The organism is Streptomyces sp. NPDC101776, assembly GCF_044766845.1.
GTDB lineage: Bacteria > Actinomycetota > Actinomycetes > Streptomycetales > Streptomycetaceae > Streptomyces.
This window is the reverse complement of sequence record NZ_JBIWMV010000004.1, coordinates 492830-518229: the sequence shown is the minus strand read 5'-3', so window position 1 is coordinate 518229 and position 25400 is coordinate 492830. Positions and strand designations below refer to the sequence as shown.

The 25400-nt window shown below is 70.3% G+C and carries 24 protein-coding genes and 2 pseudogenes; 13 read left to right on the top strand and 13 right to left on the bottom strand.

Annotated elements, in window-relative coordinates; all coding sequences use genetic code 11:
• Positions 1-265 precede the first annotated feature (265 nt).
• The gene (locus tag ACIRRY_RS17645) at positions 266-1102 is read left to right on the top strand and encodes an alpha/beta fold hydrolase (RefSeq protein WP_403973243.1); all 837 of its coding nucleotides are present in this window, start codon (positions 266-268) and stop codon (positions 1100-1102) included.
• Between the two features lie 72 nt (positions 1103-1174).
• Here ACIRRY_RS17645 and ACIRRY_RS17640 read toward each other — a convergent pair.
• A pseudogene (locus tag ACIRRY_RS17640) lies at positions 1175-1378 on the bottom strand (ATP-binding protein); the annotation flags it as partial.
• An 82-nt stretch (positions 1379-1460) separates the two neighbouring features.
• Between ACIRRY_RS17640 and ACIRRY_RS17635 the strand changes: the two are divergent.
• Positions 1461-1661 (top strand): hypothetical protein, encoded by a 201-nt coding sequence (locus tag ACIRRY_RS17635; protein WP_403973240.1) that lies wholly within the window; start codon positions 1461-1463, stop codon positions 1659-1661.
• 270 nt (positions 1662-1931) lie between these two features.
• Here ACIRRY_RS17635 and ACIRRY_RS17630 read toward each other — a convergent pair whose 3' ends face one another.
• Positions 1932-2168 carry a hypothetical protein gene (locus tag ACIRRY_RS17630; protein ID WP_403973237.1) on the bottom strand — a complete coding sequence of 79 codons (237 nt, stop codon included), beginning with the start codon at positions 2166-2168 and terminating at the stop codon, positions 1932-1934.
• A 230-nt stretch (positions 2169-2398) separates the two neighbouring features.
• Positions 2399-2623, bottom strand: a complete 225-nt coding sequence (locus ACIRRY_RS17625) for a hypothetical protein (protein ID WP_403973235.1) — start codon at positions 2621-2623, stop codon at positions 2399-2401.
• A 166-nt stretch (positions 2624-2789) separates the two neighbouring features.
• On the opposite strand from ACIRRY_RS17625, the gene ACIRRY_RS17620 reads away from it, so the two are divergent.
• Entirely contained in the window at positions 2790-3068 is a 279-nt protein-coding gene (locus tag ACIRRY_RS17620; protein WP_403973232.1) for a hypothetical protein, read from the top strand.
• Here the strand turns inward: ACIRRY_RS17620 and ACIRRY_RS17615 are convergent.
• Positions 3050-3775 (bottom strand): hypothetical protein, encoded by a 726-nt coding sequence (locus ACIRRY_RS17615; protein ID WP_403973229.1) that lies wholly within the window; start codon positions 3773-3775, stop codon positions 3050-3052. The genes ACIRRY_RS17620 and ACIRRY_RS17615 overlap by 19 nt on opposite strands.
• A 124-nt stretch (positions 3776-3899) precedes the next feature.
• Here ACIRRY_RS17615 and ACIRRY_RS17610 point away from each other — a divergent pair, with 124 nt between their 5' ends.
• The 3 genes and pseudogenes from ACIRRY_RS17610 to ACIRRY_RS17600 all read left to right on the top strand — a co-directional run bounded on the left by ACIRRY_RS17610 (position 3900) and on the right by ACIRRY_RS17600 (position 6730).
• Positions 3900-4364 carry a hypothetical protein gene (locus ACIRRY_RS17610; RefSeq protein ID WP_403973226.1) on the top strand — a complete coding sequence of 155 codons (465 nt, stop codon included), beginning with the start codon at positions 3900-3902 and terminating at the stop codon, positions 4362-4364.
• Between the two features lie 106 nt (positions 4365-4470).
• Positions 4471-5154: pseudogene (locus ACIRRY_RS17605) on the top strand (alpha/beta fold hydrolase); the annotation flags it as partial.
• 220 nt (positions 5155-5374) lie between these two features.
• Complete coding sequence (locus ACIRRY_RS17600) at positions 5375-6730, top strand: alpha/beta fold hydrolase (protein WP_403973635.1); 1356 nt, start codon at positions 5375-5377, stop codon at positions 6728-6730.
• A gap of 18 nt (positions 6731-6748) precedes the next feature.
• Here the strand turns inward: ACIRRY_RS17600 and ACIRRY_RS17595 are convergent, their stop codons facing one another.
• Positions 6749-8692, bottom strand: a complete 1944-nt coding sequence (locus ACIRRY_RS17595) for a protein kinase (protein ID WP_403973223.1) — start codon at positions 8690-8692, stop codon at positions 6749-6751.
• A gap of 249 nt (positions 8693-8941) precedes the next feature.
• Between ACIRRY_RS17595 and ACIRRY_RS17590 the strand changes: the two genes are divergently transcribed.
• Positions 8942-10543 carry a GMC oxidoreductase gene (locus tag ACIRRY_RS17590; RefSeq protein ID WP_403973221.1) on the top strand — a complete coding sequence of 534 codons (1602 nt, stop codon included), beginning with the start codon at positions 8942-8944 and terminating at the stop codon, positions 10541-10543.
• 11 nt (positions 10544-10554) lie between these two features.
• Here the strand turns inward: ACIRRY_RS17590 and ACIRRY_RS17585 are convergent, their stop codons facing one another.
• The 6 genes from ACIRRY_RS17585 to ACIRRY_RS17560 all read right to left on the bottom strand — a co-directional run bounded on the left by ACIRRY_RS17585 (position 10555) and on the right by ACIRRY_RS17560 (position 16399).
• Positions 10555-11748: a cytochrome P450 gene (locus tag ACIRRY_RS17585; RefSeq protein ID WP_403973219.1), complete on the bottom strand. Its 1194-nt coding sequence runs from the start codon at positions 11746-11748 to the stop codon at positions 10555-10557.
• Positions 11745-12527, bottom strand: coding sequence for a ferredoxin (locus tag ACIRRY_RS17580; RefSeq protein ID WP_403973217.1), 783 nt, complete (start codon positions 12525-12527; stop codon positions 11745-11747). Before ACIRRY_RS17580 ends, ACIRRY_RS17585 begins: the two co-directional genes overlap by 4 nt.
• A gap of 73 nt (positions 12528-12600) precedes the next feature.
• Positions 12601-13596, bottom strand: a complete 996-nt coding sequence (locus ACIRRY_RS17575) for a 3-oxoacyl-ACP synthase III family protein (RefSeq protein ID WP_403973214.1) — start codon at positions 13594-13596, stop codon at positions 12601-12603.
• 45 nt (positions 13597-13641) lie between these two features.
• The gene (locus ACIRRY_RS17570) at positions 13642-14877 is read right to left on the bottom strand and encodes a beta-ketoacyl-[acyl-carrier-protein] synthase family protein (RefSeq protein ID WP_403973632.1); all 1236 of its coding nucleotides are present in this window, start codon (positions 14875-14877) and stop codon (positions 13642-13644) included.
• Positions 14877-15110, bottom strand: a complete 234-nt coding sequence (locus tag ACIRRY_RS17565) for a phosphopantetheine-binding protein (RefSeq protein ID WP_329254213.1) — start codon at positions 15108-15110, stop codon at positions 14877-14879. Before ACIRRY_RS17565 ends, ACIRRY_RS17570 begins: the two co-directional genes overlap by 1 nt.
• Positions 15111-15280: 170 nt before the next feature.
• A complete protein-coding gene (locus tag ACIRRY_RS17560; protein ID WP_403973211.1) occupies positions 15281-16399 on the bottom strand; it encodes a beta-ketoacyl-ACP synthase 3 in 1119 nt (372 codons plus the stop codon).
• A 279-nt stretch (positions 16400-16678) separates the two neighbouring features.
• Between ACIRRY_RS17560 and ACIRRY_RS17555 the strand changes: the two genes are divergently transcribed.
• Both ACIRRY_RS17555 and ACIRRY_RS17550 read left to right on the top strand, forming a co-directional pair.
• A complete protein-coding gene (locus tag ACIRRY_RS17555; RefSeq protein ID WP_403973208.1) occupies positions 16679-17065 on the top strand; it encodes an antibiotic biosynthesis monooxygenase family protein in 387 nt (128 codons plus the stop codon).
• Between the two features lie 141 nt (positions 17066-17206).
• A complete protein-coding gene (locus tag ACIRRY_RS17550) occupies positions 17207-17455 on the top strand; it encodes a hypothetical protein (RefSeq protein ID WP_403973205.1) in 249 nt (82 codons plus the stop codon).
• An 84-nt stretch (positions 17456-17539) separates the two neighbouring features.
• Here ACIRRY_RS17550 and ACIRRY_RS17545 read toward each other — a convergent pair whose 3' ends face one another.
• Entirely contained in the window at positions 17540-17758 is a 219-nt protein-coding gene (locus ACIRRY_RS17545; protein ID WP_403973203.1) for a hypothetical protein, read from the bottom strand.
• Between the two features lie 64 nt (positions 17759-17822).
• A complete protein-coding gene (locus ACIRRY_RS17540) occupies positions 17823-17945 on the bottom strand; it encodes a hypothetical protein (RefSeq protein ID WP_403973201.1) in 123 nt (40 codons plus the stop codon).
• A 298-nt stretch (positions 17946-18243) separates the two neighbouring features.
• On the opposite strand from ACIRRY_RS17540, the gene pstC reads away from it, so the two are divergent.
• Genes pstC through ACIRRY_RS17520 form a run of 4 tightly spaced genes read left to right on the top strand, consistent with a single transcriptional unit; the run spans position 18244 to position 25355 of the window.
• The gene (gene pstC / locus ACIRRY_RS17535) at positions 18244-19227 is read left to right on the top strand and encodes a phosphate ABC transporter permease subunit PstC (RefSeq protein WP_403973198.1); all 984 of its coding nucleotides are present in this window, start codon (positions 18244-18246) and stop codon (positions 19225-19227) included.
• A 1-nt stretch (position 19228) separates the two neighbouring features.
• Entirely contained in the window at positions 19229-20932 is a 1704-nt protein-coding gene (pstA, locus tag ACIRRY_RS17530; protein ID WP_403973196.1) for a phosphate ABC transporter permease PstA, read from the top strand.
• Positions 20932-22632: a substrate-binding domain-containing protein gene (locus ACIRRY_RS17525; protein WP_403973194.1), complete on the top strand. Its 1701-nt coding sequence runs from the start codon at positions 20932-20934 to the stop codon at positions 22630-22632. The genes pstA and ACIRRY_RS17525 overlap by 1 nt, the downstream gene beginning before the upstream one ends.
• A complete protein-coding gene (locus ACIRRY_RS17520) occupies positions 22629-25355 on the top strand; it encodes a hypothetical protein (protein WP_403973191.1) in 2727 nt (908 codons plus the stop codon). Before ACIRRY_RS17525 ends, ACIRRY_RS17520 begins: the two co-directional genes overlap by 4 nt.
• Positions 25356-25400: the final 45 nt, after the last annotated feature.

The window sequence follows — 25400 nt, the reverse complement described above, 5'->3', positions numbered from 1 at the left end:
TCTCCGTTCCCGACCGCCGGACGACGGTCTCACTCAGTACTTGTCATCGAACCCCGGGAGCGTTCGCGCCCCTCCCCCACACCCGCACCAACACCCCACCCTCATCATGAGAGTGAACTTGCATAAAGAGAGCCGACCCCCTACCTTAATGAGAGCCAGCTCTCAGCAGCAGCCAAGAACGACTGAGAACACCCGAGAGCAGCCGAACACAACTGATCACAACTGATCACGACCAAGACAAAGACCAGCGACAAGGACTGAACCCATGACCACCCCCGCTTCCGCCGCCACCCCCGCCCCCACCCGCACCGTCGCCCTCCCCGGCGGACTCTCCGTCACCATCCAGGAGTTCGGCGAGAACACCGAGGGCACGGGCGTGCTGATACTGCACGGTGGCGCCGGCCCGCGCACGGTCGCGGGCATCTCGAACGCCCTCTCCGAGCACGTCTACGTCGTCACGCCGACCCACCCCGGCTTCGACGGCACGCCCCGCCCGGAGCGCTTCGACACGGTGGCCGACCTGGCCATCGCCTATCTGGACCTGCTCGACACGCTGGACCTCAAGGGCGTCATGGTGGTCGGCAACTCCGTCGGCGGCTGGATCGCCGCGGAGATGGCCCTGCGCGACAACCAGGGCCGGATCGGCGCCCTGACCCTGCTGAACGCGGTCGGCATCCACGCCCACATGGTCGAGAACCGCGTCGTCGACCCGCGCACCATGGCCCCGTCCGACATCAGCCAACTCTCCTTCGCCAACGCCAAGTTCCGCCCCGACTTCGCCTCCTTCACGGACGAGCAGCGCGCCGCGGGAGCCGCCAACCAGAAGACCCTCGCGATCTACGGCGGCGACCACTTCACCTACGACCCGAAACTCCGCGGCCGCCTGCACCGCGTCACCGTCCCCGTCCTGGTCGTCTGGGGCGAGGAAGACGGCATAGCCCCCCTCAAGTACGGCCGCGGCTACGCCGACGCCTTCCCCAACGGCCACTTCGCCCCGATCCCGGACGCGGCCCACTTCCCCCAGATCGAGGCGCTGGGGGCGACGCTGGAAGCGATCGGCGACTTCGTGAGCACGGTGGTGAAGCCGGGGTCGACGGACTGAGACTGCTTCAGCTCAACAGGGGAGGCCCAGGTCGACGACCTGGGCCTCCCTGCCGTACCTGACGAACTTCGATCAGTCCGCGCCCCAAACATCGGCCACCACAAACGAAACAACCGTCCCGCCGAAGCAACTCGGCCCGGAATGCCAGGACTCGGCGATGGAGTCGACGAGGAGCAGCCCGCGCCCATGCGCATCGTCGGCATCGGGGCACCGCAGCAGCACACCTGCCGGGAACCCCGGGTTGTGCACATCGACCCGGAGCGAAGTCCCCTCCCTAGTGCCGGCCGCGGATGTCGTAGACCGGAGCTGGCCAACAACGGTCTCCGCACTACCCCTTGGCTCTCACGTCAGCGGACGGGTGATCGGCCGACAGCCGTTCGGCGTCTTCCTCCTCCTCGATGCCGTGCCCAATGCGGTCGGCCTTGCCGAGGTCACCGCGATGCCTCACCACATGGAGCTGCCTGCCATGGACAACACCGTCACCGGTGAGGTGATCTGGCACGCGGACCACAACCATCAGGTGAAGATCCGCCTCGACGAATGGAACGTAGAAGGCTGATCCCTTCTGGTCGCCGCAGCTCTGCACCAACCGCACCAGATCCAGCGGGGAACAGCGGGGAACCACGGTGAAAGCCGCCGAGCCCGACGAGGCCGCACCCGAACCGTTCGCCCAGGTCACCGCCCGTACCAGTCCCAAACGCCCCCAGCTTCCCAAGCTGGGGGCTCAGCTAGCCCCAATTCATATCTCTGGCCGCTAGCTGGAGGCACAGAAGGAGGCCCTTCCGGAGGTGTCGAGCCGGAAGGGGCTTCTGGGTAGCTCTGCCCAATGTCACAGACCTCTGTCGCGGTTCCAGCGGCTCACGTGCACCGCGTAGAAGACGTTTCCGAGACCTGCGGTGAACATGAACAGCCAGAAGTGAACCCACAGCGACTGACGTCGACGCCTGAGGCCCACCCCGCCGATGACGGCTGAGGCAGACGCGACGGTGGAGATGTTGTTGTTGATGATGATCGCCGGAGGCTGCCCGTACGGCTGGGCAGGCGGCTGATCAGGCGCTGTCGTCATTGTGTGTCGGCTCCCCGGCTCGCTGAGTGTGCAAGAGCGAGACGCACCATAGGTGACCCTGCCTGATCACGGATGCCGAACGGGCTCTACGTCACTCGGTCGGGGACACCTTGTCCTCGTCGCGACTTAACTTCCGTCCCGTGCCGCCCCGTTCACCGCGACCAGCGAGACCCGGAGCCGGGTCGGCACCAACGACCAGTCGCCCCACCACCGCAGTGGGAAATGGGCCTTCAGTAGACGATCACCCTCCACCGCTCGACCCACCGCAACCACTCCCCGCCCACGCCACGCACCTGGACGCGATCGTCATCCACCTGCCAGACGGTGCCGTAGAGCGTCACGTCGGGGAGGTCCACCCTGACGGTGTCGTAGACGTCCAGGTCGTCCTCAACCGGCCGGGTCCACGCATGCGCACAGTGATCGCAGAGGTAACCGACCGCATCACGCCCACCCACGCTCATCGGCTTGCCCGGACGAACCGCCTCAAGGAAGCATCGAGGGCACGGGTCGGCGGTGTGCGCGCCTACTGTTCGGGACATCGTTCGATCCTGCGGTACAGCAGCGAAGTACGGCAATCCCAGCAACCGCCGGCGCCCACCACCGGCCAGCTACCTTTGCCCCGTGAGCGACAGACGCAGGTGGATCCGCGCGGCAGCCGGGTTTGTCGTCTGGTGGTGCCTGGTCACGGTGTCGTTCCGCCTCGTCGGTCTGGTCATCGGCGACTCCAAGAGCTGGCCGACATGTGCCGAGATGGCCGCTGTCTCCGTCGTGACCGGGGAATTGTCGGAGCGTTGGCACCAGCGCCGGCGAAAGACGAAGCCCCAGGCGTCCCCCAACACCGCGCCGGGGACAGATGATCTCAGCTTCCCCAACGCAGAGCATCAGCCAGATGTCCACTGATCCGCCGCTTCACCACCGCCGTTCAGCGCGTCGCTGATCTCCCGCAGGCGGCCCCCGGCCAGAGCGAAGCCGTTGCCGGGGTTCCGGTACGAATGGCTGCCGTCGTTGATGCGGACGCCGCTCGCCAAGCTCCAGTAGGCGGGAGCCCATTGCCCCTGCTTCTCAAGGAGCATGCCCGCTACCTCGGCGGGCTCTTCGATCCAGGTGAGTGCACTGAGCGCGGCGGTGAGGGAAACGGCCGCGTCGTCAGGCAGTTGGGCGTCGCCGAGCGTGGGGAAGAGCAGCAAGAGGCGGGCATCGGGAGCGTCAACTCCCCCTGCTGGCGCCTGTCCAGCAGCGGACAGCAGCTCCGACCACGCCAGGCCCGGGCCCATGAAGTGACCGTCGTCCACGGCCAGGGTTTCCGCAGTCGGCCAAGTCGGGTGGTGGATCAGGTAGTCCACCCCGCGGTCCCCGTCGTAGTTGCGGTAGACGACGTGGATGGTGTGGCCTGAGCGGAGGGGCACGCTGAACGTCGGCCACTGCTGCTCGGCGGAGAGGACGTCGTAGAGCCGCATCGCCGCGTCCCAGTCCGCCCCGAACGCGGCTCGTTGCGCGTCCTCACCGCGCAGACAACTGCCGAGATGCACAGGCCAGAAGAACGGATTGTCCAGATGTGCGCCGCCCTCGACCAGCGGGCCGCCTTCGTATCCGGGGATCCTCAGCACGCCAGGATGATGGCACGAAGGACTGACATCGCCGAGGTGGGAGAGAGGGGAGCCAACTGCCCGTGATCCCTCGGAGTTGGGCATACGGCATGCCGACGCCTACCTCGCGTGATCAGCTTGCCGCGTGGAGACCATCATCGCCAGTGGCATAGCCGTCCTGGGGACTCTGCTCGGTTCGGGGATCACTCTGGCGTTCCAGCAGCGCAGCACCGACCGGAGTCACCAGTTCGCGCGCCGCGAGAGGCTCCGGCAGGAGCGGCTCGACGCCTACTCCCTCTACGCCGGCGCGCTGATCAACTATCGCCGCTGCCTGGTCCACCTCTGGTTCTGCGAGCACGAACAGCCGCCACCGGAAGACGCCGCCACGGTCCGCGTCCGAGCCTACGACCTCCGCTCCAACGCCCAAGAGGCCCTGTTCCGGGTGCAGATGCTCACGGACGACGAGGCGCTGAGCCGGGCCGCGGAGGACGTGCTCGCCGACATCACGGTGATGCCCAAGGCCGACGGCAGGGACGAGTTCGACGCCCGGAGGGAGCGAACCCGCGCCGGTATCAGCCGACTTGTCAGCCAGGGTAAGCAACACCTCTGAGGGACCTGCCCCTTGAGGTAGATCGTGCGCGGCCGGCGCTGACAGGTCATCTCTTGGTCATCGGCTAGGCCCGGCCGTCGGTTGGGTCCCGGACGGCGGATGGTGTTATCAGCGCGTCGCGCGGATCCTGCGCGCGAGCGGGCACGACGTGTACACCCCGACCCTGACCGGGCTCGGCGAGCGGGCGCATCTGCTCGGGCCCGGGGTCGACCTCGACACCCACATCACCGATGTGGTTCAAGTGCTGTGCTACGAAGGGTTGTTCGGCGCGATTCTGGTCGGGCACAGCTACGGCGGGATGGTCATCACCGGAGTCGCCGACCGCGCCCCCGACCACGTCGGCCACCTCGTCTACCTCGACGCGGCCACCCCGGCGAACGGCCAGTCCCTCGCCGATCTCGCACCGGAGTTGATGACGGCGTCGCGGGCGATGGGGCGGGTGGTGGACGGGGTGGAGCTGGTGAACTTTCCCGGCGAAGGGCCCATGCCCGCTTACGGGTTGACCGATCCCGACGACATCGCCTGGCTCGCGCCGAAAATCACGCCACACCCCTGGAAGTGCTTCACCCAGCCACTGCGGCTCACGGACGAGGCGGGGGTGCGGGCGCTTCCGCAGTCCCAGATCGTCTGCACGTCGACCCTGCCCTACCGCGATCCCGCCGACCTCGAACCGGCGCGCGCGGCAGGCCGGTTGTGGGACATCGACACCGGTCACGACCTGATGGTGAGCGAGCCGGAGGCCGTCGCCGGGTTCCTGGAGCGGGTCGCGGCGACGGTGACGGCGGACTGACGGCCGCCCGACAACCGACGCACAGAATCCGCTGACCGTCAGTCACATTACCGAAACGTAACCTACCGACGGGTATCACGAGTAACTTACCCGCAGGTAAGTTCCAGGCGAACCACTTCCCCAGCGGCGGTGGCGCTCCCGTGGGACGCGGGTGCGCCACCGCGGCGCCGCTTCCTGCCAGCCGCTCCACAGGAGGTTCGCCATGCCCGCACGCCTTGCCATGCCCGCACGTCAACGACGCCTGCTCGCCGCCGCGTTCACCGCCGCCGCCTGTCTCGGCGCCCAGTGCCTCGCCCTGACGACCGCCAACGCCGCAACGGAGTCCACCGACTCCACCGCCTCCGCCGAAGTCGTCTCCCGGGGCGTCACCATCCCCGAGTTCTACAACCCGCCCACCACCCTCCCCACCACCGACGGCACCCTGATCCGCACCGAGCCCCTCCCCCTCGCGCTGAGCCTGCCCGGACTCGACGGCACGCTCCCCGGTACCGCGACGCGCCTGATGTACAAGTCCACCGACTCGAACGGACAGCCCGTCGCCGTCACCGGTGCCTACATCGAACCGTCCGCCGACTGGTCCGGCTCCGGCCCGCGCCCCCTCGTCGCGGTCGCCCCCGGCACCCTCGGACAGGGCGACCAGTGCTCCGCGTCCATGGGCCTGGAACATCCCATTTCCCTCAACAGCCAGACGGTCTCGGTCGGTTACGAGGATCTGGCGATCTACCGCCTCCTCGCCGAGGGCGTCGCCGTCGTCGTCACCGACTACGTCGGCCTGGGCGCCACCGACCGGCTGCACACCTACGTCAACCGGATCGACGAGGCGCACGCGGTGCTGGACGCCGTACGCGCCGCCCGTTCGGTCGGCGGGACCTCGGTCACCGCCGCCTCGCCGGTCGGGCTCTACGGCTACAGCCAGGGCGGCGGCGCCACCGCGGCCGCGGCCGAACTCCAGTCCTCCTACGCCCCCGACGTCACCCTCGCCGGGACCTACGCCGGCGCCCCGCCCGCCGATCTCACCTCCGTCACCAAGGCCATCGACGGCAGCGAACTCGCGGGCGCGCTGGGCTGGTCGCTCAACGGGTTCCTCCAGTCCGACCCGGACCTGAAGCCCCTCGCCGAGGCGCATCTCAACGACGCCGGAAAGGCCGCGCTCACCGACCTGTCGACGATGTGCGTCGCCGACGCGCTGCTCGGCTACGGCTATGCGAAGAGCACCAGTTGGACCACCGACGGGCAGTCCATCAGCGCCATCATCGCCGCGACTCCCGCACTCAAGGACTTCCTCGACAGCCAGCGCATCGGCACGCTGAAACCGTCCGGGCCCGTCCGCGTCGTCACCGGCGTCAGCGACAACCTCGTCCCGCACGCCCAGGCCCGCCAACTCGCCCTCGACTGGTGCGCGAAGGGCGCCGACGTCACGTACAAGGCCGTCGTCCTGCCCAGTGTCGGCAGCGCGCTCCTCAACCACTTCGCGCCCCTGCTCACCGACCAGACCGACGCCATCAACTGGCTCACCGACCGCCTGGCCGGCAGGCCCACCGTCTCCAACTGCTGGACCATGCCCGTACAACCCTGAGAGCCCTGAGCGCGTTCCTCAGCGCGCGGGCAGTCGCTTCGCGATGTTCCCCACGACCCGGCCCGCCAACTCTTCTGCCACACCGCAGAGTTGCTTGCCGGGCCCGGGCGCGTACACGGTCAGCTGGAACAGTTCGGTGGTCTCCTCGCCGACGGAGTCCGTGTACGTGCGGTGCGGGGTCCGTACGGTGCAGCTGTCGTCCTCGGCCTCGTCCGCGACGTAGTAGCTCTTGGTGTCGGCGACGTTCACCAGCGTGCCGTCGTCGGCGTCGAGGGAGTTGTCCCGGCCGAACTGGATCTCGACCTCGCGCTTGCCGTCGTCGCTGGACCAGTCGCAGTCCCAGGAGCCGAACCCGCGGTCCTGGTTGGCGAGTTGGACGCCGGGCACGCGGGTCAGGTCGGCGGCGTCGAGGAGGGTGCAGGTGTCGAGCCGGGCCAGGGAGTCGGCGGCCGGTGCCACCGCGCGTCGGGGTACCGGGCCGTCGGCCAGGACGCCGACCAGGTGATCGGTGGCGGCGTCGGCCAGTTGGCACGGGTCGGGCGAGGAGGGGGCCAACTGCCGCCCGACGACCCGGATCTGGGTGCCGTCGGTGGGCAGGACGGCCCGTTCGCAGGTCTCGCCGTCCCGCTTGACGGTCACGACCGTGAGGTTGCCGACGAGGCGGGTGGACCGGACGTCGTCGAAGTCGTCCCGGTCCGCGTCGAGGTTGACCTGAAGGTCCGCGATGTCGTCACCGCTCGTGTTGTGCACCAGGACGTCGCACCGGTCGATCTCCCCGTAGTCCGGGTCGAGTCCGGTGTGCCCGAAGCGGCTGAGCGAGGCGGCGTCGACCAGCCCGCAGGGGTCCGCCGTACGCTCGTCGCCCATGGTCCCGGCCCGTGCGCCGGCCGAAGGCTTCGCGTCGGCGAGGCCAACATCTTTGTGGTCGGAACCCGTTGAACCCCAGGGGTGGAGGGCGACGAGGCCCGCCGCGACCGCGCCCACCGTGACGAGCGTCGCCGCCGTGATGGCGAGCGGGCGGCGGCGTACGCGGCGCGGCAGCGAGAGGGTGAGGACGTCCCGGGTGCGGCGGGAGGCACAGCCCAGCCGGAGGGTCGAGGACTCCAGGTCGAGGGTGCGGCGGTCGTCCAGTCGCTCCTGGATGTGCGCGGGCGGCGGGGCGGCGCGGGTCAGCAGCTTCCTGGCGTGCGCGGCGTCGGGTCTGTCCCCGGGGTCGACCTCCAGCAACGCGGCCAGCGGTGCAGCGAGTTGACCGGCCCGGCGCGCGGGCTCGATGTGCCCCTCGACGGCCCGGGCGAGATACGTCATGAGGTGCTCGGCCTCGCCGTACGGCGACTGCCCCTCGACCGCCGCGAACAGCGAGGCGCCCAGGGAGAACACGTCCGCCTTCTCGCCCGCGGGCTGCCCCTTCGCCAACTCCGGTGCCAGATAGCGGGGTTTGCCGCGCACCGTGCCGGTCGTGCTGGTCGTGGCATCGTTGCCCAGGGCGCGGGAGATCCCGAAGTCGGTGAGTCTGGCGACGCCTTCGTCGGTGACGAGGATGTTCTCCGGGGTCACATCGCCGTGCACCACCCCCGCACGATGCGACTTCACCAGCGCGTCCGCGATCTGGCAGCCGATCGACCCTGCTTCCTCAGGCGTCAACGGACCGCGCTGGGCCATGAGTTGGGCGAGGCTGCGGGAGGGGACGTACTCCATGACGATCCAGCAGGTGGTGCCCTTGTCGACGTAGTCGAAGACGGCCACGATGTTCGGGTGGTGCAGCCGCCCCGCGTTGCGGGCCTCGCCCATGAGCCGCCGGGTGGCCCGATCGTCGTCCAGGCGCGCGCACTTGACCGCGACCCAGCGCTCCAGCCGTTCGTCCCAGGCCCGCCACACGACGCCCATGCCACCGGTGCCGATGGGCTCGTGCAGGAGATAGCGGCCGTCGATCCTGTCCCCGGCCGCAGGCGTCACCGACACCGTCCCACCTCTCACCCTCACACACGGTTTCGACGGGTAACGGAGTGTACAGACCGAACACTTGGCGGTGATCGGATTCACGGGACATGGAAGAGACCCACCCCGAACCACCACACGATTCGGGGACGACGGAGCGAAATCATCACTCTCCAATCCGAGAATTGCATTATCGCTTGTTGACAGTGTCATGTCCAATCGCGCTACGCTCCCGGCGACTCGCACTCCCCCTACGGTTGCCGGAGTCCCCCCATGCCCGCACACACCTCCCCCCACCCCACCCTCAGCCGCCGCAGCCTGCTCGGCGCCACCGCCCTCGGCGCGGTCGCCCTGGCCGCCGCCGGACAGACCCGGGCCGCGGCCTCAACCAAGTCCGCCGTCACGGAACTTCGCGAACGGGCCGTCGTCGTCGGCACCGGCTTCGGCGGCGGCGTCACGGCGTTACGCCTCGCCCAAGCCGGCGTCTCCACCCTGGTGCTGGAGCGCGGCCGGCGCTGGCCGACCGGCCCGGACGCGACCACGTTCTGCCGCTTCGCGAACATGGACAACCGCTCCGCCTGGCTCACCGACCACGCCGTCGTCGGCGGCGGCAGCCAGACCTGGACGCCGTACACGGGCGTGCTCGAAGCCGTCGTGGGAAACGGCATGACGGCCATGTGCGGCGCGGCGGTCGGCGGCGGATCGATCATGTACCACGGCATGACCCTGCAACCGACGAAGGCGGACTTCGCCACCTCCATCCCGCAGGCGGCCGGCCTCTACGACGACCTCAACCTCTGGGCCTACCCCACCGTTTCGCGGATGCTGGGCATCTCCACCATCCCCTACGACGTGCTCGCCTCCGACCCCTACAAGTCCTCGCGCCTCTTCCAGGACATCGCGCCGAAGGCGGGCCTGACCCCGTTCAAGGTGCCGCTGCCCATCGACTGGGCCTATGTCCGGGGCGAGTTGGAGGGTCTGTACGACCCGACGTACACCACCAGCGACATCGCGTTCGGCGTCGACAACGGCGGCAAGCACTCCATCGACGTCACCTATCTCGCGCAGGCGGAGTCGACCGGGCTGGTGCAGGTGGCGCCGCTGCACGTCGTGCGCGATCTCGCGATGGACGCGAACAAGAAGTGGGTACTGTCCGTCGACCGCATCGACACGGCCGGCACCGTGCAGGAGCAGATCCGGATCACGGCGGACGCGGTCTTCCTCAACGCGGGCTCGCCCGGCACCACCCGGCTGCTGGTCAAGTCCCGTGCCAAGGGCCTGATTCCGGACCTGCCCGACGCCATCGGCACCGGCTGGGGCAACAACGGCGACCGCATCTGGGCCTGGATCAACCCGACCGGCGACGCGGGCACCCAGCAGGGCGGCCCGGCCTGCGTCGGCGGCCGCGACCCGAACAGCGCGATCCCGCTCACGGTCGTGCACGCCGGATCACCCATCCAGCAGACCGGCGTCACGGCCCTCACCGTCGTCGGCTTCGGCATCGTCGACGGCGCGGGCACCTGGGCCTACGACGCCACCACCGACGACGCCGTCCTCACCTGGCCGACCGACACGGACGCCGAACTGCAAGCGCTGATCGCGGCCCGGATGCAGGATATCGCCACGGCGGGCGGCGGCATCATGATCGACACCAACGCCCAAGCCCCGTCCACCTGGCACTCGTTGGGCGGCGTCCCGTTCGGCGACGCCGTCGACCTCACCGGCCGGGTCCTGGGCCACAAGGGCCTCTACGTCCTCGACGGCGCCCGCATCCCGGGCTCGACCGGCGCCTGCAACCCGTCCATGACGATCGCCGCGCTCGCCGAGCACAGCATGCGGACGATCGTGCAGCAGGACCTCGGCCGCGTCTTCTGACCAGATCTCGGTCAGGTCCAGGCGACCGGGAGCGCACTCAGCCCGTACACGATGTTGTCCTGGTTGTAGGTGAGTTCGGCCGCCGGGACGGCCAGGCGCAGGGTGGGCAGGCGGCGCAGCAGCGTGCTGAGGACGGTCTGGAGTTCCACCCGGGCCAGGGTCTGGCCGAGGCACTGGTGGACGCCGTAGCCGAAGGCGACATGGCGGCGGGCGTCCCGGGTGAGGTCCAAGTCGTGCGCGGGGCCGAAGAGTTGCTCGTCGCGGTTGGCCGTGGACAGCATGCAGATCACGCCCTCGCCCGCCGGGATCGTCACCTCGCCCACCCGCACGGTCCCGGTCGCCGCCCGGCCCAGACCCAGGTGGATGATCGTGAGGTGGCGCAGGAGTTCCTCGACGGCCCCGCGCACCAAGTCCGGCCCCTCACGCAGGAGTTCCGCCTGGTCGGGGCGGCGCAGCAGGGCGAGCACACTGACGGCCGTCATGTTCGCGGTGGACTCGTGCCCGGTGACCAGCAGCAGGAAGCCCAGCGAGGCGGTCTCCTGGTCGGTCAGGTCCTCGCGGGCGGCGAGCCTGCTGAGGATGTCGTCGCCGGGGTGCCGTCTCTTGTGTTCCGCCAACCCGGCCAGATATCCCATGAGTTGGGCGTGCGCACGCTCCGCCTCCGCTCGGGTGGTGCGGTTGTCGAGAAGAGTCCGGCTGAGCGACTGGAACAACTCGTGGTCCTCGTACGGCACTCCGAGCATCAGGCAGATGACCAGCGAGGGGATCGGCAGCGCGAAGTCCGCCACCAGGTCGGCCGAGGTGCGGCCCTCGGTCATCCGGTCCACGGCCCGGTCGACGATGTCCTGGATGCCGGGGCGCAGTTGCTCGATGCGCTTGACCAGGAAGTCCTTGGTGACCATACGGCGCAGCCGGGCGTGTTCGGGGTCGTCCATGCGGATGAAACTCGGCTTGGCGGTGGCCAGTTCACGCTGCCCGGCGGAGAGGAACGGGAAGCCGGGCGTGCGCGCGTCCGCGCTGAACCGGGCGTCGGCCAGCACGGCCCGCACCTCGTCGTAGCCGGTGACCAGCCAGCACGCGGTGCCGTCCGGCAGCACGGCACGGGTGACGGCGGCCTCGCGGGCGGCGGCGGTGTAAGTGGGCGGCGGATCGAAGGGGCAACTGCCGTAAGGGGCCGGGAGTTCGAGGGCGGTGGCGACGGTCATGGGTGGGCGGTCTCCTCGTGGTCGAGCAGCGTGATGGCTCCGCCGGGGCACAGATCGGCGGCGAAGCGCACCTCGTCGGCGTACCGCGCGTCCGGGTCCGGGACGAGCAGGGCGACCCGGCCGTCCGACTCGTCCTGCTCGAACACCTCGGGCGCCGCGCCGACGCACTGGCCCGCGCTGCAACAGCGGTCCCGGTCCAGGAGCACGACGAGGGACGGCTGCCGAGCCGCGCTGTCGGTGTCCGCGTCGGAGGGAGTGCGGAGGGTGTTGAGCGTGGTGCACATGGTGGCGGTCTGGCCGGCCAGGACCAGGAGTTCGAGGAGTCGCTCCGGGCTCAAGGCGTGGGCGAGCCGCTCCCAAAGGCCGCCAGGTAGCGGGGAGTTGGCGGCGAGCAGGTCGGCCGCCTCCAGGAGGGCGCGGTCCTGCGCCGACCACGGGTGAGTGCTCAGCCCGGCCGCCGTCGCGTCGATCTCCGCGTCCGTCAGTCCGGCGTCCGTGGCCGGGATGCGGTGCCGGCGGTGGACGTAGGACGCGTCGAGCCGGTGCGCGACCCGCAGGACGATCAACTCGCGTCTGCGGTGGCCGAGGGTGCCCTCGTGGGTGAGGACGCGGGCGAGGGAGAGCCAGGCGTGGGCCAGCACGGGATGATGGGCGAGGGTGCCGAACAGGTTCTCCCGGCCGGGGCCGTCCTGCCGGGAGTCGGCGAGCAACGACCGTAGGACCGGGGGCCATTCGACGGGCGGGAGGGGAGCGATACGGGGCGTGGGGGTCACGGTCATGGCCCTTCCGGATGCGTACGGTGCGGGGACTTTCCTACGGCGTCGGGGAGTTGTCGTGGCCGGCCGGCGGCGCTCACCAGCGGCAGACGACCACTCCCGCGCTGGCCCCGCTCGCGAAGCCGAACATGCCGACCAGGTCGCCGCGTTGGAGGCGTCCGCTGTCGAGGGCGGCGGCGAGTTGGAGCGGGATGGTGTTGGTGGCCACGTTGCCGTGGGTGGGGAAGGTGGCCAGGACGCGGCCCGGGTCCACGCCCACCCAGTCGCAGACGACCTTGGTGAACGGCACCGAGGGCTGGTGCACACAGACGAGGTCCAGGTCGTCGCCCTCGATGCCCAACTCACGCATCGCGCCCCGCACTTTGCCGGGCAGCCCCTCGAACGACCCGACCAACTGGGCGGAGTCGATCCGGAGATGACCGAGGCGGCGGTGCTGCGCGTACGGGTTGGGGAGGGTCGCGGCGCGCCAGCCCCAGGAGTTGGCGAAGAACCGGGACCCGAGGATGCCGGGCCGCTCGCCCGCCTCCACCAGCAGCGCCGAGCCCATGTCACCGGTGCTGAGGCTGGGCAGTGCGGTCAACAGGTCGGCGGGGTCGTCCAGTTGCCAGCGGCTCTCCCGGGTGCTGACCTCGGCGGTGGTCACCAGCACCCGGTGGTACTGCCCGCTCCGGATGAACGCGTCGGCGACCTCCAGCGCGTTGAGCACTCCGTTGCAGGCGTTCTTCAGGTCGAACACCGGGCAGCCCAGGCCCAGTTTGTCGGCGACGACATGGGCGGTGGCCGGCTCCTCCATGTCGGCGAGGATCCCGGCGTAGAGGAGCAGGTCCACGTCGCCCGGACCGCTGCCGGTGTCCTCGAACAGGCGCCGGGCGGCGTGCGCGGCCAGGTCGGAGGGCTGCTCCAGGTCGTCGGCCACGGTGCGCTCGGCCAGCCCGTACATCCGCTGGAGCACCCCGCGCGACAGCGGCACGGCGGGGCTGCCCGCCCGGAACCGGTCCTCCACGGCGGCCACGCTCTGGCGTCCTTCGGGGATGTGGACGGTGGCGTGAACGATGGTGCTGTGCAGAGTCATTGGCCTCTCATCAAGTAAATCCGGTGCGGCCTTCAGGCAGTTCGGTCAGTCCTCGGTGGTGAGGAGGAGCACCACGTTGTGTCCGCCGAAGCCGAAGGAGTGGCTGACGGCGGCCCGGACGCGCTGCTGGCGGGGTGCGCCCGTGACGCAGTCCAGGTCGAAGGGGAGGTTGTCCGGGGTGAGGTTGGCGATCGGCGGGACGGTGGAGCGGTGCACGGTAAGGGCGGTGAGCGCCGCCTCGATCGCACCGGCCGCGCCGAGGCTGTGCCCGAGAACTCCCTTGGCGGCGCTGACACTCGGCCGGTGGGGCAGTACGCGCTCGATCAACTCCGCCTCGGTGAGGTCGTTGAGCGGGGTCGAGGTCCCGTGCGCGTTGACGTGATCCACGTCGGCCGGACGCAGCCCCGCCTCCGCGAGCGCCGACCGCAGCGCCTTCTCGGCGTGAACTCCCCCCGGGGCGGGGGCCGTCGGATGATACGCGTCGGAGGTCTGACCGGCCCCGGCGAGCCGGGCGTAGCGCCGCTGTCCACGGGCGCGCGCGTCCGCCTCGCGTTCCAGGACGAGGATCGCGGCCCCCTCGGAGATCACGAAGCCGTCCCGGTCGGCGGCGAACGGCCGTGAGGCCAGGCCGGGTTCGTCGACGCGGGACGAGAGCGCGCCCATCCGCTGGAAGCCGGACGTGATCACCGGGGTGACGGCCGCCTCCGCGCCGCCCGCCACCGCGATGTCGCACAGCCCGGCGAGCAGCAGCCCCCGGGCGACGGCCAGGGCACTGGCCCCGGAGGCGCACGCGGTCTCGGTCGCCAGGGACGGACCATGCGCGCCGAGGTCCAACAGCACTTCCCCCGCGGCCATGTTGGAGATCAGCATGGGCACGAGCGCGGGCGACACGAGTTCGGGACCGCCCTGGTGATGGCGGATCGCCTGGTCCTCCAGGTGCACGGCTCCGGCCAGCCCCGAACCGATCACCACGGCGACCCGCGCACCGTCCCACCCGGCCGGGTCGAGCCCGGCGTCGGCGACGGCCTCGCGCGCCGCGAGCACGGCGAGCTGGCTGAACCGGCCCATGCGCCAGGCCTTGCCGCCGCCGATCCGGGCCTGCTCCGGGGTCATCAGCGGGATACGGCAGGACAAGTCGACGGCGCAGCCCTTGAGTTCGGGGTCCGTGGCGGCGGCGGACCGCCCGCTCAGCATCCCCTCCCAGGTCGCCTCGCGGCCGACCCCGGCCGGGGTGATGAGCCCCAGGCCGGTGACGGAGACGGGTGCGCACGGTGCCTTCATCACGCCCGCTTGGCGTTCAGCGCGGCGACGAGCTCACCCACGGTGCTGTGCTTGGCGGCCTCTTCCTCCGCCACCGGAACCCCGAGCGTCTCCTGGAGCGCCAGGGCGAGTTCGGCCAGCGCGAGGGAGTCGAGGTCGAGGCTCTCCAGGGTGGCCTCCGGACGGATGCTGTCCGCGCTGACCTCGAACTTCTCGGTGAGTACGGCGGTCACGGCGGTCTGGACGGGGGACATTGGGTTCCTTTCGACGGGGCGGGAGGAGTTCCGGGGAGGGCGGAGTTCCGGGGCGAGCGACTACCGGAATCCCTACCGGAACCGGGTCATCCGACCGGTTTTCTGCATGACAGACATGAGTGGACGAGCGGGGGCGAGCAAAGGGCGCACCCAAGAACGGCCCGGCGCTCTCAGGCGATATGCGTGTCGATACGGGTGTCGACGTCGATGTCAACGTCGATGTCGACGTCGATGTCGACGTCGATGTGCGGCACGGTCGGCAGCTCCGGCCACACCAGGGCCGCCGAGCCCCAGGTGAGCCCGGCACCGAAGGCGGTCAGCAACACCCGTTGCCCGGCGCGGAGTTCGTCCCGCGCGGCGGCGTCGGCCAGGGCCAACGGGATGGACGCGGCGCCGGTGTTGCCGACGCGCGCGATATTGGTGACATGCCGCTCGTCGGGTACCGGGATGCGGGCGCCGACGGCGGACAGGATGCGGGCGTTCGCCTGATGGGCGCAGAACCTGTCCACATCCTCGGCCGCCCAGTCCGCGCGCTTGAGCACGGCGTGGGCGGACTGGGTCATACGGGTCACCGCATGCTGGAACACCTCACGTCCCCGCATCCGGAAGTAGCGGTCGTCCGGGCCGTAGGCGTCGGGGCGGGAGCGTTCCCGCGCACCGCCGCCGGGCACCTGGATCAGTTCGTCGCCCGAGCCGTCGCTGCCGAGGTCCAGCGCGCGGACGGCGCCCGGTTCGTCCCGCTCACCGCGCCGGAGGACCACCGCCGCCGCGCCGTCGCCGAACAGGATTCCGGCGGAACGATCCTGCGGGTCGAGCAGGGTCGAGTACACCTCGGCCGCGACCAGCAGGACCCGGTCCGCGCACCCCGAGGTCAGGGCGCCGACCGCGGCTGCGAGGCCGTAGACGAAACCGCTGCACGCGGCGGAGACGTCCCAGGCGGCGATCTCGCCGAGGCCGAGGCGGGTGGCGAGCCGGGGTGCCATGGCGGGCATCGGACGGTCGGGGGTCGAGGTGGCGACGACGACGGCGTCGACCAGGGGGCCGCCGACGACCGCGAGCGCCCGGCCGGCCGCCTCCAGCGCGAGGTCGCCGGTGGTCACACCCGGTGCCGCGCGGCGGCGCTCGCCGATGCCGGTGCGTCTGCGGACCCAGGCGTCGTCGACGTCCCACGCGGCGGGCAGGGCGTGGTTCGGCACGGTGTCCGGGGGGACGAAACCGGCGATGCCCTCGACGACGGCCGTCTGCGGCGTCTTCAAGAGCGGGGCTGCGCTGGGCAGTCGGAAGGTCAACACACGCCTCGATGGGGAAGTGATCTTGGACGAGCGGGACGACTGTAGAACGGATCAAGATCGGGGCGGGAACGTGACACGATTCGAACGCGCGAGCCAAATTGGCCGCCCCACCAGCAAAAACGCAGCTCAGCGGGCGAAGTGAGGAAACGTTACGTCCGTTATGCCGCGCACAGATCACCCGAAAGAGGACCGCCGGTAACGGCCGTTCGGCACACAACCGCCCCGAAGGACGCCCCAGTTCACCGGGCCGGGTGGCGGCGCTGGGACAATGGGCCCATGAGCATCGTCAAGATCAACGTACTCACCGTCCCCGAAGAGCAGCGCGAGACGCTGGAGAAGCGCTTCGCCAGCCGGGCCGGGACGGTGGACGGCTCGGACGGTTTCGAGTGGTTCGAGCTGCTCCGGCCAATCGAGGGCACGGACACGTACCTCGTCTACACGCGCTGGCGCGCCGAGGAGGACTTCCAGAACTGGATGTCGGGGATGGGGCAGGCGGCGCACCGGGGCGGCCCTCAGGACGGTTCCCCGCAGGGATCGCGGGACGGGTCTCAGGGCGGGTCTCAGGAGGGGTCCGCGCAGGGTGAGCGGCCGAAGCCCGCCGCGACGGGCGCGACGCTGTGGACGTTCGAGGTGGTTCAGCAGGCGGGGCCCAAGGAGGGCTAGAGCCGACGGTTCCGGACGGTTCAGGGGCGTCGCGGCCGTCGGCGTGACTGCCCACGACGCTACGCCCGCTTCACCCGCTTCACCCGCTTCGCCATCGACCCCTATGACAGCGAGCCCTCTGCCCCGCCATGGGGAGACCCGGTGCTGTCCATCTCCCGCCAGGCCGGGAAGATCACCGGGCACAGCGTGGCGAGCAGATACGCGCCGCCGACCGGCAGCAGCGTGGCGGGCAGTCCGGCCGATCGTGAACACGGCCCACCGCCGGACACGGCCGCCCACCGCCCCGTAGACCAGCGCTCCTGTGAGTGCGCAGACGCCGAACGCCGCGTTCAGCAGCCCGAGTTCGACGGAACCGCCGAGTTCCTCGCGGCCGTGCACCGGGAGGAGTAAGGCGCTCCAGCCCTGGTCGAGGCCCCTGGTGGTGAGCGTCATCAGGCACAGGCCCAGCAGCAACGGTGTGGCCGCCACGAAGCGTTACCTGTCCGCGAGTTCACGACGGTAAGCACGCAACGACGGCCACCCGCCCCGCCGTTGAGCCTGCGCCTCGGACAGACCACGCACCCCGAGCGCGTACAGCGGCGCGGCCACGGCGAAGGTCGCGGTATCCACCAACAGGACGTTCACGGCGCCGAGTTCGGCGATCAGCGGCGATCGCCCGTCGAAGAGTCTTCGGACACGAAGCTGGTCTCCCATGAGGGAGGCTCCCACCGTTCGGCCGCGAACGAAGTGAATCAACCGCGCGAATCGGCCGTGTGAATCAGCCGGTGGGCGAGGTGAAGTGGTCGGCGTCCGGCGCGCACAGCGAGGCGGTGTTCACCAGCAGCGCCTCCCCCACTTCGCAGGGACGGCCACCCGGCATCCGGCATCCGGCATCCGGCATCCGGCATCCGCACACAGTGTCACCTCGACGAGGTCGCCGCCCGGATCCGTGCCGGCCCCGGGGTGCTCTCGTTGGCGCTTCCTCCACAGCAGTCCCACTGAAGTGACATGACCCGTTCACCGAGTCTCCACATGTGAAGCTCTGCGCCGAAAGAATCCGGCCATTGACTCACTCCGCGCGGCATCCACCCGGAGTCGCGAAGCGCCTCGTTTCATTTCGTTTCGTTTCGTTTCCTGAGGTGGGGGGACACGTGCTGTCCGCGCAGAAGGGCTCCGGCAGATCGGAGCCTCACAGACCCGTGCTCGATCGGCCGCCCAGACGGCCACAGGCCGCCCGCGGGCTCGGCGACCGCGTCTTCCGCTACCAGTTGACGGCCACCGGGGTCGTCGTCCTCGGCATCATGGCCGCCGTAGGACTGTTCCTGCTGCTGAGGGCGACGCAGGCGCTGCGGGCCACCGGCCCGTCGTTCCTGACGACGGCCCAATGGCAGCCGGACGTCCACAAGTTCGGCATCGCGGCCGTGCTCACCGGCACCCTGCTGATCGCCGCGGTCGCGGTCACGATCTCCGTGCCACTCGCGGTCGGGACGGCGCTGTTCATCTCCGACGTCGCCCCGCGCGGACTGCGCCGCACCCTGGTGAGCCTGGTGGACCTGATGGCGGCGGTCCCCTCCGTGGTCTACGGCCTCTGGGGTCTCTTCTTCCTCCAGGCGCACGTGATCGGGCTGTCGCGCTGGCTGTCCGACTGGTTCGGCTGGATCCCCCTGTTCAAGGTCGACGGCACCCACCCGGGCGACCCGCTCGCCTCCGCGAGCGTGTACACCGCGTCCGCGTTCGTCGCCGGGATCGTCGTCGCGCTGATGGTCGCGCCCATCCAGTGCTCGGTGATGCGCGAGGTCTTCGCCCAGGCCCCGGCCGGCGAACGCGAGGGCGCCTACGCGCTCGGCGCCACCCGCTGGGGCATGATCCGCGCGGTCGTCCTGCCGTACGGCAAGGGCGGCATGATCGGCGGCACGATGCTCGGGCTCGGCCGGGCGATGGGCGAGACGATCGCCGTCTACATGATCATCTCGCCGGTCTTCGTGATCCAGCCGCACATCCTGCAGACCGGCTCCAACTCGGTCTCCTCCCTCATCGCCCTGCACTACGGCGACGCGTCCTCCTTCGGCATGTCGGCCCTGATGGCCGCCGGCCTGGCGCTGTTCCTCCTCACCCTGGCGGTCAACTTCACCGCCTCCACGATCGCGGCCCGCTCGCGGTCCGGCGCGCAGAGCGAGGCATGAGATGACGGTCGTAGATCAGACGCGCCCGGTCGAGACGCGCGTAGACGAGCCCGCGGACACCTCGGTGGTCCCCCTCGACGTACCGCGGCGGATCGGCGGTCCGACCCGGTCCGGGGTGCTGGCGCTGACCGGGGCCGCGGTGTCCGGCCTGTGTGTGAGCGTGCTCCTGTTCGGTGAACTGGCCCCCTTCTCCGGCGCGTTGGGCTTCGCCGTCACCTGGTACGTCGTGTTCCTCACGGTCTACGGCGTGCTCACCGGCCTGGAGGAGAACGGGCAGGCGGTACGCGACCGGGTGATGACGGTGGTGCTGTGGACGGCGGCGGCCCTGCTGTTCGCGGCGCTGGCCCTGGTCGTCGGCTTCACTCTCTGGCGAGGCCGGGAGGCACTCACCTACACCAACTTCTTCCACCAGGACATGCAGGCGGCGGGCCCGCTCGACCCGCTGGGTGTCGGTGGTATCGCCCACGCGATGGTCGGCACCCTGCTCATGATCACCATCGCGCTGCTGATCACGGTCCCCTTGGGGCTGGCCTGCGCGGTGTACCTCAACCAGATCCCCGGCCGGTTCTCCCGCTTCGTCCGCACGATCGTCGAGGCGATGACCGCGCTGCCCTCCATCGTGGCCGGCCTGATGGTGTACGCCGTCTGGGTCCTCCAACTCGGCATGGAGAAATCGGGGTTGGCGGCCGGGTTCGCGATCAGCGTGATGATGCTGCCGATCGTGATCAGGGCGGCGGACGTGGTCCTACGGCTGGTCCCCGGCACGCTCACCGAGGCGGCGGAGGCGCTGGGCGCACCACGCTGGCGGACGGTCTGGCACGTGGTCCTGCCGACCGCGCGCTCGGGGCTCGCCACGGCGGTCATCCTCGGCACGGCACGCGGCATCGGCGAGACCTCCCCGGTCCTCCTCACCGCGGGCTTCACGGCCGCCACCAACTACGACCCGCTGCACGGCCCGATGATCTCCCTCCCTCTCGCGGTCTTCAGCTTCGTCCGCTCCCCCGAACCCGCGATGATCGCCCGCGGTTTCGGTGCGGCGGCGGTACTGATGGCCCTGGTACTGGTCCTGTTCGTGATCGCCCGCGTGATCGGCGGCCGAGGCCCGGGCCAACAGACCCGATCCCAGGCCAGCCGCACGGCCAGGGCGTCCCGCCGAGACGTGACCCGCTTCGACGAACTCCGGGGGCCGGGGCTGTCGTTGTTCGACGCGCCTCCCCATGAATCGTCGGCAGCCACGCCAACCCAAACAGAACCACCCGCACCCGACGACGGCGAATCCGCCCCGCAGGTCCCACCCGCACCCGACGTCGAACCCGCCACGAACAGCGCCCGCAGTGGCGGCGAAGCCGACACGGAGGGCGCGCACGCAAGCCACGACACACCCACGGCCGCCCCCACCGACCACGACGCACCCGCAGCCGCCGACGACGAACCCGCCCCACAGGGGCCACCCGCACCCGACGTCGAACCCGCCACGAACAGCGCCCGCAGTGGCGGCGAAGCCGACACGGAGGGCGCGCACGCAAGCCACGACACACCCGCAGCCGCCCCCACCGACCACGACGCACCCGCAGCCGCCGACGACGAACCCGCCCCACAGGGGCCACCCGCACCCGACGACGAAACCCTCACGGGTGGTGCGGGTGGGAACGAAAACCCCGCCACCCACCCGCCCGCGCCCGCCCCCGGAGAGACGACCGACTGATGCCCAGCCATCTCAGCCTCCCCCGCCCCCTGCGGGCGCTCGGCACCCTCGGCGCACTGCTGGCCGTGCTAGCCGGACTCCTCGCGGGCCCGTTGACCCAGTCCGCCGCAGCCGACAGCTACACCCCCATCGCCGGCGCCGGCTCCACCTGGGCGGAGAACGCCGTGGACGAATGGCGCCGCGCGGTCAACCAGTACGGCATGCGGATCAGCTACGCCGGCACCGGTTCCTCCGACGGACGGCGTCAATTCCTCAGCGGCACCGTCGACTTCGCGGTGTCGGACATCCCGTTCCAGACCCACCCCACCGACGGCAGCGCAGCCGAACGCCCCGGCTCGGGCTCGTACGCCTACATGCCGATCGTGGCCGGCGGCACGGTGTTCATGTACCACCTCACCGTCAACGGCAGGCGGGTCACCAACCTCCGCCTCTCCGGCGCCGTAGTCACCAAGATCTTCACCGGGGTCATCAAGACCTGGGACGACCCGGTGATCAAGGCAGACAACCCGGGGCTCCAGTTGCCCCACCGCACCATCGTGCCGGTCGTCCGCTCCGACGGCTCCGGCTCCACCGCCCAGTTCACGATGTGGATGGCCGCCCAGCACAAGTCGCTCTGGAACGCGTACTGCGCGAAGGTCGGCCGCTCGGGCGCCTGTGGGCAGACCTCGTACTACCCGACCGTCTCCGGCATGATCGCCCAGTCCGGCGACCTGGGCGTGGCGGGCTACATCGCCCAGAACTACGGCGAGGGCGCGATCGGTTACGTCAACTACTCCTACGCCCTCAACGCGCACTATCCGGTCGCCAAGGTCCTCAACCACGCGGGCTACTACACCGAGCCGACCTCGAAGAACGTCGCGGTCTCGCTCCTCAAGGCGAAGATCAACACGAACAAGAGCTCCGCCGACTACCTCACCCAGCAGCTCGACGGCGTCTACAACGACAGCGACAGGCGCAACTACCCGCTGTCCAGCTACTCGTACATGATCCTGCCGCTGAAGGTGCAGGGCACGTTCACGAAGACCAAGGGCAAGACGCTGGGCGCCTTCTCCTACTACTTCATGTGCCAGGGCCAGCAACAGGCGCCCTCCCTCGGCTACTCACCCCTCCCGATCAACCTGGTGAAGGCCGGCTTCGACCAGATCCGCCGCATCCCCGGTGTGCAGGCGCAGAACATCAACATCAAGAACTGCAACAACCCGACCTTCACCACCGACGGCCGCAACAAGCTGGCGGAGACCGCGCCTTACCCGTCGGCCTGTGACAAGCAGGGCGCGGCGGCCTGCACGACGGGCAGCGGCGGCGCCAAGTCGTCCACGGGCAACGGAAGTTCGGGCGGCACAACGGGCGGCGGCAGCACGGGCGGTACGACCACCGGCACCACCACCGGAGGCGCGACAACCGGCGGCACCTCAGCGCAACCCTCCGTAGACCCGGACACCGGCCAAGCCCTGACCTCCGGCGGAACCGGCACGGGTTCCGCAGGCACCGGCACCGGCACGGCGGCAGCCGCGGCGGACGGCACGATCGCCCTCGCCCAGCCGGTCGCGGTCTCCGCCAAGCACGGCTGGACCACCACCCAGACCCTGATGCTGCTGGCGGCCGTCCTGATCCTGGGCCTCCTGCTCCTCCCGTCGATCGCCTCCCGGCTGATCACGGCCCGCACCAACGACCGCAAGGACGAGGGGAGTTCACGATGACGAACACACCCGAGGCCCCCCAGCCGCACCTGGCCCCGACCCCGCAGCCGCCAACGGCGAACAAGCCCCACAAGGGCCACCCGCACCCGACGAAGAAAGCCGCACGGGCGGTGCGGGTGGGAAACACGAAGGGGCCGAAGGCGAAGCCGAGGCGTCTGCTCCGGCTCATCGCCGGTGCAGCCATCGGCGCCCTCGTCGGTCTCGCCGTAGCCCAGTCCGCCCCACCCGCCACCGCAGCGCAGGCCGGCTCCGCGGTCACCGTCTCCGGCCGAGGCGAGTTCAAGGACATGAAGTTCACCGTCGACCAGACGACCCACCTCACCAGCCAGGCGGTGACGGTGAGTTGGACGGGCGGCACCCCCACCACGTTCGCGGGCACCCTGTTCAACACCGACTACGTGCAGATCATGCAGTGCTGGGGCGACGACGACGGCACGGTCCCCGCCAATCCCGGCCCGTCCCGCACCCAGTGCCAGTACGGCGCCTCCCCGACCACCGACCGCGGCAGCTGGCCCGGCAACGACTACGACGACACCCGGAAGGTCTTCTACAGCGCCGACCCCACCAACTACGGCCAGGACAACCGCTACGGCGCGGCCAACCCCAACGCCCCCGGCGAGGTCCCCTTCAAGTCGGTCGACGGCACGGTCGTCACCAGCAACACCCAGAACAACGCCTTGTTCAACCACAACACCACCAACGAGGTCGACTTCGCCCGCACCGGCGCCGACGGCACCGGCAAGGAGTACTTCGAGATCCAGACCGCCAACGAGGCCCCGCACCTGGGCTGCGGCACCCCGGTCACCACCAACGGCGCGACGAAACCCCGGAGTTGCTGGCTGGTGATCGTCCCGCAGGGCCATCTCGACCTGGACGGCAAGCCGTACACCGACCAGAGCCAGGTCAACGCGGGCTCCCCGGTCTCCTCCACCAACTGGAACAACCGCGTCGCGATCCCCCTGAACTTCAACTCGGTCGGCACCAACTGCGCGCTCGGCGCGAAGGAACGCCCCACCACCGGCAGCGAACTCGTCGCCGACGCGATGACCAGCTGGCAGACCGCGCTCTGCCCGACCGGCACGGTCTACGGCTACACCGAGCTGGGCGAGCCCGACGCCCGGGCCCACCTCATCGGCGACGACACCACCGGACTCGCCTTCACAACAAGGGCGTTGGGCGCCGACGCGGGTACGACGCCGCCGTCCGGTACGACGACGTACGCCCCGGTCGCCCTGTCCGGAGCCGTCATCGGCTTCACCATCGAACGCAGACCCGAGGCGGGCGCCCCCGACGCGGTCGAGAAACTCGCCGGCACCAAGGTCGATTCCATCGACCTCACCCCCCGCCTGGTCGCCAAGCTGCTCACCGAGTCGTACCGCAACTCCCCCTGGGGCGCGGTGATCAACGGCACCGCCGCCGCACACTACGGCTGGGCGAAGAACAACCCCGCCGGTCTGGCCACCGACCCCGAATTCCTCGCCCTGAACCCGGAGTTCGCGCATCTCTCGATCGCCGAGACCCCGTCCACCGACACCGATCTCCTCACCGCGCTCGGTCACAGCGACACGGCCCGCGCCCTGTGGCAGTGGATCACCGCGGACAAGGAGGCACGGCAGTTCCTCGGCGGTGTCTCCGACGACTGGGGCATGCGCGTCAACCCGTACTACAGCACCAACGTGGACGTGAACCCGTCCGGCTTCGCCTTCGACCCGTCGCACGCCGACGAGTACCTGAAGAGCGACCCCTGGTGCACGATCCCGCCGGGCAGCGGCGGCACGTACAAGCAGTGCATGGTCGACTTCCATCCCTACGTCGACGACATGCACGCCGGTGCCCTGCACACCCGCCGTGCCGACACCCTGTGGAAGTCGTCCTGGGACTCGCAGGCCAGCCCGCCCACGTACAAGAGCTCCGGTCCGCAGACCGTCGGTTCCCGGTTCGTGATCACCGTGACGGACGCGGCCTCGGCCGCCCGGTACGGGCTCCAGACGGCCCGACTGCGCAACAGCGCGGGCAAGTTCGTCGCTCCGACGGCCTCCTCTCTCGTCGCCGCCGCGACGAGCGCGACCGGCGGCCCGGTCGCCGAGATCACTCCTGCCGGGGCGACGGCGAAGACCGCGTACCCGCTCGCGGAGCTGGTCTACGCGGCGGTCCGGCCCGGCGTCATCAACGCCGCCGCGCGCAAGGACTACGCGGCGCTGTTGCGGTACGCGACCGGCGGGGGTCAGGTCAGTGGCGCCGACCCGGGGCTGCTCCCGGTCGGTTACGCGCCGCTGCCCGCCAAGTTCCGTGCGGCTGCCGGGCGGGCGGCCACCGCGCTGGTCGACTACACCGGTCCCTCGAAGGCGGGCGGCTCGACCGGGAGCGGCGGGTCCAGCAGCGGCAGCGAGACGATCGGCTCCGGGGAGGGTTCGAGTGGCGTCATCTCGGGTGCCCCGGCCTCCGACGGCACCCCGTCCACCGCGGCTGTCACGCCGAGTGACTCACCGTCGTACGACGGCGGAAAGGCCGTGCAGACGACCGCGGCGGGGACGACGCCCGCCGACCCGGCGAGTCCGTTGCGGTACGCGGTGCCGGTCGGTGCGGCGCTCGGTGCGGTGGCCGGTGTCGGGGCTCCGTTCGCCGGCGGCGGGCGGGTGTCAATCGGCAACGTACTGACGGCAGTTCGTCGGCTGCGAGACCGTCGTGGCTGGTCGCGCCCACGCGGCGGAGCCGCAGATTAATACAGCCGCGCGCCCCTAAAAAGCTCCACCTCACGGAGTTCAGAA

Bases quoted from the DNA above. Each gene is read 5' to 3' on its own strand.
- ACIRRY_RS17645 (WP_403973243.1), top strand. From the start codon at position 266: ATGACCACCCCCGCTTCCGCCGCCACCCCCGCCCCCACCCGCACCGTC.
- ACIRRY_RS17630 (WP_403973237.1), bottom strand. From the start codon at position 2,168: ATGACGACAGCGCCTGATCAGCCGCCTGCCCAGCCGTACGGGCAGCCT.
- ACIRRY_RS17600 (WP_403973635.1), top strand. From the start codon at position 5,375: ATGCCCGCACGTCAACGACGCCTGCTCGCCGCCGCGTTCACCGCCGCC.
- ACIRRY_RS17590 (WP_403973221.1), top strand. From the start codon at position 8,942: ATGCCCGCACACACCTCCCCCCACCCCACCCTCAGCCGCCGCAGCCTG.
- ACIRRY_RS17585 (WP_403973219.1), bottom strand. From the start codon at position 11,748: ATGACCGTCGCCACCGCCCTCGAACTCCCGGCCCCTTACGGCAGTTGC.
- ACIRRY_RS17580 (WP_403973217.1), bottom strand. From the start codon at position 12,527: ATGACCGTGACCCCCACGCCCCGTATCGCTCCCCTCCCGCCCGTCGAA.
- ACIRRY_RS17575 (WP_403973214.1), bottom strand. From the start codon at position 13,596: ATGACTCTGCACAGCACCATCGTTCACGCCACCGTCCACATCCCCGAA.
- ACIRRY_RS17570 (WP_403973632.1), bottom strand. From the start codon at position 14,877: ATGAAGGCACCGTGCGCACCCGTCTCCGTCACCGGCCTGGGGCTCATC.
- ACIRRY_RS17565 (WP_329254213.1), bottom strand. From the start codon at position 15,110: ATGTCCCCCGTCCAGACCGCCGTGACCGCCGTACTCACCGAGAAGTTC.
- ACIRRY_RS17555 (WP_403973208.1), top strand. From the start codon at position 16,679: ATGAGCATCGTCAAGATCAACGTACTCACCGTCCCCGAAGAGCAGCGC.
- ACIRRY_RS17545 (WP_403973203.1), bottom strand. From the start codon at position 17,758: ATGGGAGACCAGCTTCGTGTCCGAAGACTCTTCGACGGGCGATCGCCG.
- ACIRRY_RS17540 (WP_403973201.1), bottom strand. From the start codon at position 17,945: ATGCCGGATGCCGGATGCCGGATGCCGGGTGGCCGTCCCTGCGAAGTG.
- pstA (WP_403973196.1), top strand. From the start codon at position 19,229: ATGACGGTCGTAGATCAGACGCGCCCGGTCGAGACGCGCGTAGACGAG.
- ACIRRY_RS17525 (WP_403973194.1), top strand. From the start codon at position 20,932: ATGCCCAGCCATCTCAGCCTCCCCCGCCCCCTGCGGGCGCTCGGCACC.
- ACIRRY_RS17520 (WP_403973191.1), top strand. From the start codon at position 22,629: ATGACGAACACACCCGAGGCCCCCCAGCCGCACCTGGCCCCGACCCCG.